Genomic DNA, 4,625 nt, shown 5'->3' on the forward strand with positions numbered 1-4,625 from the left:
GTCGCTTTGCCTGGTTGTCGGATGAGTGGTATCTAATGGCGGGCTATCCGCTGCCGCCCCGCGACGACTACGAGGATCTGCCTCAGGAGGGCAATGGCGTAGGCAGCATCCGGGCCTTCCTTGAAGCGATGGATGACGCCACTGCTTCCCTACCCGCGGCATTGCCTCGGCCCCGCCGCGTGAGCTGGGTGGTGGGTTTGCTGGTGGCGGAAGCGCTGCAGCCTGCTGTGGATCGGCTCAACGCGGTGGAGGGATTGGAGCTGTTGCTGCACGGTCTGCCGAGCCCCTATTGGGGCCAGGATCAGGTGGTGACCGGGCTGCTCACGGGCTCCGATCTGCTGGAGGGGCTCCAAGGCTGCGATCTTGGTGAGGAACTGCTGCTACCTGCTGTGATGCTGCGGCAGGGTGAACCGGTGTTTCTCGACGACCAGCGCCTTGAGGCGGTCGCCGCTCAGTTGCCCGTGCCGGTTCAGCTGGTGGGTGGGGCAGCTGAGATCGTGGCTGCATGCTTGGGCACCGACTCTTGAACTGACTAAGCTCGCCATGTGAACTTTTTTTGGGCAGAGTTTTTCGGTGACGCGACCCTTCAAGACCTGGCTTGCTGCAGCTGGCACCGGTCTGCTGGCCATCACCGGCACCGGCTTTGCCCAGGATCAGCCTGCTGCCAGCGTTCAAGCTCCTTTGCCCCTGGCACCGCAGCTGAAAGGGCCGCGGCCGAAGTCTGATGCCAGCGTGCTGGCCCCGGCAGCCACCAAGCTCGATCCAAGCCTCAAAAACCTCGCGGCTCCCGCCACCCTGGCGCTGCCCAACAAGCCCGAGCAGGTGCGTATTGCCGAGCTGCGCCCGCTCTCGCTCAAAGACGTTGAAAATCTGGCTGAGGTCAACAACCCCAACCTGAAGGCGATCGCCAGCCAAGTGGATCAGGCTCAGAGCCAGCTGCGTTCGCAGATCGCGGCTTGGTATCCAACTCTCAGCATCAACGCTCAGAATCTTCCTGGTTACACAGGTGGTAACCAACGCAACACCACTGCAGCCACTGATTCCTCAGGTCAGGCCTCATCTCAGAAGGTTTACTCCTTCACCAGTCGCTGGGATATGGGCGCACAACTCTCCGCCCAGTGGGATCTGATCAATCCCCAGCGTGTTCCTCAGATCGCGGCCGCACGCGATCAGTTTGAGCAGGCAAAAAATCAATATCTGATCGCCTTGCGAGAGCTGCGTTTGCAGGCAGCTCAAGCCTACTTTGAGCTCCAGTTCAGCGATGAGGCTGTTCGGATCGGTCAAGATTCCGTGCGGGCTTCGATCGTGAGCCTGCGTGATGCAACGGCGCGCTTTCAAGCTGGTGTGGCCACCAAGCTTGAGGTTTTAGAAGCTGAAACGCAACTGGCTCGCGACCAGCAGTTGCTCACCAATGCAATCGCACAGCAGTCAACGGCCCGCCGTGACCTCGCGCGACTCCTCGACCTTCCTCAAAATGTGAGTCCGACTGCTAGCCAGCAACTTAAACCTCTGGGTGTCTGGACTGCATCCCTTCAGGAGAGCATCATTGCTGCTTACGCCTTCCGTGAGGAACTAGACAACGCCCTGCTTGATATCTCTGCGGCCAATAGCCAGGCCAACAGTGCCCTCGGCGCGGTGCAGCCTTTCCTCTCCATCTTCAACACGCTCAGCGGCTTCCGCTATGACGGCTACGAGCAGGTTTTGGTCGACCTACCCGGAAACAGCGGATGGGCTGTAGAAAATGCAGTAGGTCTACAGGCCACTTGGAACATTTTTGACGGCGGCGCAGCTCGGGCCCAATATCGTCAAGCTAAGCAACGCGCTCAAGAAAACTCCTTTCGCTTCGCCGACACGCGCGATCGTCTGCGCTTCGAAGTTGAGCAAAGCTTCTACCAGCTGCGACAGGCTAATCGCAATATCCAAACCACCTCACGTCAGGTCACGTCTTCTCGCGAGGCTTTGCGTCTTGCCCGTTTGCGCTTCCAAGCTGGGGTGAGCACACAGCGTGAAGTCGTCGATAACCAGCGTGACCTGACCCAGGCGGAGCTGGCTTACGCCCAGGCTTTATCCGAATACAACGATGGCCTGGCAAACCTCCGCCGCCGCACAGGGCTTGATCAGATTGCTGTGTGTCAGAGCGCATCCCTGCCCGCCAGCAAGTCGATCGACGATGCCAGCAGCAGTGTTCCGGTTCCCCCCGAACCTCTGCAGCCCGCCTGTCAGGCCGCGGCTTCCGCTCAGCCCGCCTCCTGACGCTCAAACCGTCTTAACGTCAGTAGTCAGCTGAACGCTGACAGCTGTCACTTCCTCTTCCCCGTCTGCTGCGGTTGGGCCTGTTTCAGGGCTGTGTGGGCTGCCTGGCTGTGATCTTTGTGGGGCTCCTCAACCGGGTGATGCTCACCGAGCTGGGTTTTCCCGGATTGCTTGTGGGCGGTGCCCTGGCGTTTGAGCAGCTTGTGGCTCCCTCCCGCATTCTGTTTGGTCAGGTGTCGGATGCGCATCCTCTGGCTGGCCGCCACCGCACGCCCTACATCTGGATTGGCGCGGCGCTGTTCTGCAGTCTGGGCGTGCTGTTGATTCCCTTGATCTTCCGCTTGCACAGCGCCCTGGAAACCGGCGCGGGCTGGGGAATTGCCCTGGGCGTTGCCGCCTTGTGCGGCCTCACCGCCTGCTACGGGCTGGCCGTTTCCCTGGCCACCACCCCCTATCTGGCTCTGGTGATCGACAGCACCACCGAGCAGGAGCGACCCCGGGCGGTGGGCCTGATCTGGTGTTTGCTCACCGTGGGGATCGTGGTGGGTGCCATCGCCAGCTCGATCTGCCTCAAGGGGCTCGACGGCGTGACGGATCCCGGGCAGTTGGAAGCGACCCTGTTCACCTTTATGGGCCGCGTGGTTCTGGTGGTGTTCGCCCTCACCTTGGTTTCCACCTGGGGGGTTGAAACGCCGGGTGGACGCCAGCAGCTCAGTCGCGCTGAAGACCGCGAGGATGCGATCACACTGTCGTTGGCTTGGCGCTTGATCACCTCCAGCCGCCAGGTGCTGGTGTTCTTCTGCTTCCTGCTGGCGTTCACCCTGGCGGTGTTTCTGCAGGATCCGATCCTGGAGAGCTATGGCGCTGAAGTGTTCAACCTGCCCATCGCCGCCACCGCTTCACTCAGTGCGGTTTGGGGGATCGGCACTTTGGTGGGTCTGTTGTTAGCAGGCCTGTGGCTGGTGCCTCGGCTGGGCAAATTTGCCAGTGCCCGCTTGGGTTGTCAGTTGATTCTGGCTTCGCTTCTGCTGCTCACGCTCGTGGGCCTCACCGCGGAGCCGCAGTGGCTCAAGTTGGTGCTCTTCCTGTTTGGTTTGGCCACCGGGATCGGCACCAATGCCACCCTGGTATTAATGCTGGATCTCACTTTGCCGGAAGTGGCGGGCACGTTTGTCGGGGTCTGGGGCTTGGCCCAGGCCTATTCCCGCGCGGCGGGGAAAGTGCTCGGTGGCGGTCTGCTGGATCTGGCCCGCACGTTCAGCCCATCCGGCAGCGCCTTCCCGCCTTACGCGGCTGTGTTTGTTGTTGAGGCAGCCATGGCTGTTTTGGCCTTGGTGTTGCTCAGCCGCGTCAACCTGCGCCAGTTCCGTGACGACACCGGCCGCAGCCTCGATCGTGTTCTTGCCATGGAGCTCGGATGATCGCTTCGCCCATTCGTATGCCAGGGGGCTTGGATGCCCTGGGTCTGCTGCTTGATCGGGTTGCCGAGCGCCAACGGCAAGACTTTGGCCAGCTGGATTCCGAGGCCAAGGCGGACGGCAGCTTGATCACCGCTTGCGATCGCTGGAGTGATGCAGCCCTGGTTGAGGGGCTATCTCAGCTCTATCCAGGTGAAGGTGTTCTGAGCGAGGAAGGTAGTCAGCGCGTGCCGAGCTCGCAGGCCTTCTGGGTGGTGGATCCGCTGGATGGCACCACCAACTTCGCTGCCGGGATCCCTTATTGGGCGATCTCCCTGGCGCGTTTTGAGAATGGGATCCCTGTGCTGGCGGTGCTTGATGTGCCGCCGCTGCGCCAGCGGATCGTGGCGATTCGTGGCGGGGGGGCCTGGCGGAAGCACAACAAACTGCAGCCACCGGCAGCACGCAATCAGGTGGCCGGATGCGCCTCCCTGTGCAGCCGCTCGATCGGGGTGCTGCAGAAGCTGCCGCACCAGCGCTTTCCGGGAAAGATCCGCTTGCTTGGGGTGGCCAGCCTCAATCTGGTGAGTGTGGGAATGGGGCAGACCATTTCAGCCCTTGAGGCCACCCCCAAGATCTGGGATCTGGCGGCAGCTTGGCTGGTGCTGCAGGAGTTGAACTGCCCGGTGCGTTGGTTGGTACGTGATCCGGCTCAGCTCCAGGCCGGTGAGGATTTGTCGCAGGCCAACTTCCCAGTGCTGGCCGCCCGTGATGCCGAAACACTGGCCAGGTTCAAGCCTTGGGCTGACGCGCTGGTGTCGTCCACTTGACAATTCAGCGGCGAGGGGTGTTATGGTTTTGGACTGCGCGGGAGCCGAGAGGCGCCTGATGCAGGAACCGAAGACCCGAGCAATCGGTGTTGTAGGTTCAGTGAGCGGCTGAGACGCCGCTCTGAGCTGAAAGCCGGAACACCCG

General features: G+C 61.7%; 4 protein-coding genes. All 4 read left to right on the forward strand.

Translation table 11 applies throughout. The annotated features are described in order from the left end of the window. Nucleotides 1–527 (forward strand): DUF512 domain-containing protein (locus ACIQ2E_RS12540; RefSeq protein WP_398331039.1); only part of this gene is annotated, 527 nt, incomplete at its 5' end. A gap of 205 nt (nucleotides 528–732) precedes the next feature. Continuing rightward, complete coding sequence (locus tag ACIQ2E_RS12545; RefSeq protein WP_398331042.1) at nucleotides 733–2,253, forward strand: TolC family protein; 1,521 nt, start codon at nucleotides 733–735, stop codon at nucleotides 2,251–2,253. 74 nt (nucleotides 2,254–2,327) lie between these two features. Then, nucleotides 2,328–3,674 carry a BCD family MFS transporter gene (locus ACIQ2E_RS12550; protein ID WP_398331045.1) on the forward strand — a complete coding sequence of 449 codons (1,347 nt, stop codon included), beginning with the start codon at nucleotides 2,328–2,330 and terminating at the stop codon, nucleotides 3,672–3,674. Next, entirely contained in the window at nucleotides 3,671–4,480 is an 810-nt protein-coding gene (locus tag ACIQ2E_RS12555) for an inositol monophosphatase family protein (RefSeq protein WP_398331048.1), read from the forward strand. Before ACIQ2E_RS12550 ends, ACIQ2E_RS12555 begins: the two co-directional genes overlap by 4 nt. Nucleotides 4,481–4,625 lie beyond the last annotated feature (145 nt).

The sequence above is a fragment of the Vulcanococcus sp. genome (genome assembly GCF_044369115.1).
GTDB lineage: Bacteria > Cyanobacteriota > Cyanobacteriia > PCC-6307 > Cyanobiaceae > Vulcanococcus.